Source organism: Candidatus Symbiopectobacterium sp. (assembly GCF_020054415.1).
Classification (GTDB): domain Bacteria; phylum Pseudomonadota; class Gammaproteobacteria; order Enterobacterales; family Enterobacteriaceae; genus Symbiopectobacterium.
Genome location: NZ_JAHWCO010000481.1, coordinates 1 through 1,227, shown reverse-complemented (window position 1 = coordinate 1,227; position 1,227 = coordinate 1). Strand labels below are relative to the sequence as shown.

At 50.0% G+C, this 1,227-nt stretch carries 3 protein-coding genes and 1 pseudogene; 2 read left to right on the top strand and 2 right to left on the bottom strand.

Features of this window, described 5'->3' with window-relative positions:
- Positions 1-82 (top strand): annotated as a pseudogene (locus QZ506_RS14105) (lipoprotein); the annotation flags it as partial.
- A 44-nt stretch (positions 83-126) separates the two neighbouring features.
- On the opposite strand, the gene QZ506_RS14100 reads toward QZ506_RS14105, so the two are convergent.
- The gene (locus QZ506_RS14100; RefSeq protein ID WP_291971863.1) at positions 127-417 is read right to left on the bottom strand and encodes a HipA domain-containing protein; all 291 of its coding nucleotides are present in this window, start codon (positions 415-417) and stop codon (positions 127-129) included.
- A 3-nt stretch (positions 418-420) separates the two neighbouring features.
- Entirely contained in the window at positions 421-942 is a 522-nt protein-coding gene (locus tag QZ506_RS14095) for a HipA N-terminal domain-containing protein (RefSeq protein WP_291971861.1), read from the bottom strand.
- A 75-nt stretch (positions 943-1,017) separates the two neighbouring features.
- Here QZ506_RS14095 and QZ506_RS14090 point away from each other — a divergent pair.
- Positions 1,018-1,227: helix-turn-helix domain-containing protein (locus QZ506_RS14090; RefSeq protein ID WP_291969843.1), on the top strand; the 210-nt coding region annotated here is incomplete at its 3' end.

The following is a 1,227-nucleotide window of genomic DNA, read 5'->3' as shown; positions in this document are numbered from 1 at the left end:
GGTGGGTGAAGCCATGGCCATGGTCAAAGCGCTTAACCGGATCACGCTATTAGGAATGCCGAACAGTATTCGCATCACGTAACAATCGACCCGTATGGGGCGCAGTCGTTACAAGTTCTGATTTATTCAACAAAGCCCTTTGAAGAACATCTCGCGGTCGTGGGTTGCCAAACGTGAGCCCAATAGCAATCTCATTGCATCAGCAATACCGGGACCTCCATCTGATTCATATTTCAACGCAGGTGGAATACCAAGGGCTTGACAGAAATTCTCCTGAGGCAGCCGCATCAACCAGCCGCCGCTACTCGCCCATCGCCGGTCAAAACGTTCAACGATGAGCACTTTCTTTTGACCGAAGACGCCAAGTTCTGCTGCGGGGGTCTCAAACACAAATGCGTTTGCAATACGCAGGCACAACCACTAATTTTCGCAGCTCTCACTCAGATCGATGTTGTTCTGCACTATCCTGCCGATGGGGAGCTTGAAGATATGGCTTGTTGGTGTACCACCCAGTGGCCGTTGCCACTGCCCTTGATGCCAAAGCAACGCTGTCTTTTCTTGTGCTCCAGCCAGGGAGATGCGGAAGTCGACATCATCAACCATCCCCAAGGGGGCCATTTGATAGCCCTCCAACAGTGCCTCTATTTGCCCTTCATCCAAAGGCGTTGCAATCATTTCAGCCACTGGTGGTATCTGGCTGGTAGGAGGGTAAAGCTGAATAGCTCCAATACAATCACGCCCTACGTTTGCTAATAAATCAAATGGATGAGCTGTTTCTACCTGAAATCTGGCCTGCATTCTGGCGATAATCGCCGCTGAATCTGGCAAAAGGTTGTGAAAGAAATTAAAGACCTCAGGCCCCCTAAGTCTGTCACTTCTCAATGGGAGTGACAGTGAAATAGGCCGTGCATCATCTGTATTAGTCGCGACTAGATCTGACACTGGACCTTGAAAGGTTGAGAGTTACCGGTTTTGATATGGGTGTCTAATCCTTGAACAAAACGCGAGGTAACTCTCATGCTTCATACTAACAATCCCATTATCAAACACAAGGCCGGCCTGCTCAATCTCGCCGAAGAACTCGGTAACGTATCAAAAGCCTGCAAGATCATGGGCGTGTCACGCGATACATTTTACCGTTATCAGGAACTGGCTGCTGAAGGTGGCATTGATGCGGCGCACGATGATGAGGCCTGCGGTGAAATCGAGACGGCACATCCCGGGTAT